Source organism: Photorhabdus viridis (assembly GCF_040256935.1).
Lineage (GTDB): Bacteria > Pseudomonadota > Gammaproteobacteria > Enterobacterales > Enterobacteriaceae > Photorhabdus > Photorhabdus viridis.
Genome location: NZ_JBEJZY010000218.1, coordinates 1 through 661, shown reverse-complemented (window position 1 = coordinate 661; position 661 = coordinate 1). Strand labels below are relative to the sequence as shown.

The 661-nt window shown below is 49.0% G+C and carries 1 protein-coding gene; it reads left to right on the top strand.

Going from position 1 to position 661, the window contains the following annotated elements; all coding sequences use genetic code 11:
• Positions 1-661 (top strand): two-partner secretion domain-containing protein (locus ABR397_RS23050; RefSeq protein WP_455430667.1); only part of this gene is annotated, 661 nt, incomplete at both ends.

Below are 661 nucleotides of genomic sequence, written 5' to 3'. Positions count from 1 at the left end.
ACAGGGTGCGCTGGAAGCGTTGGAAGTTAAACAAGGCCAGATCACCATTGGCGGCAAAGGGCTGGAGGGCAAAGCGACGGATTATGTCGATATCATCAGCCGGGCGACGGAGTTAAACGGGAAAATTCAGGCTAATACACTCTCTTTGACGCAGGGCGCCAACCGCATCAGCTTAAAAGACGGCACGGTTAACCCGCTCACCGGAGAAGGCGCTAAACCGCAATTAGCCATTGATACCAAAGCGCTGGGTGGCATGTACGCCAATAAAATCCGGCTTGTCGCCACTGAGGATGGCGTTGGGGTTAATCTGAAAGAGTTAACCAGCGACCAGCGTGATATTACTTTAAACGTTAATGGCAAAATTGAATTAGGCAATGCCAAGGCTAAAACCGACTTCAATATTATGGGCAAAGAAACTGATATTGCCGCGAATATTACCGTACAAGCGGAGCGGGATATTACCCTGGCAAACACGGCACTGGAGAATAAAGGCAGCGTAACCGCTGGCCGGGATATGCGGGTATTCGGGGACACCGTGCGTAATACCGGTGATAAAGCTTTACTGCAAGCCAGCGATAATCTGTGGATACAGAAAGATGCGCAGGGAAATAAAAATCAATTAGTCGAAAATAGATCGGCAACGATAAAAACCGTGAAAGGG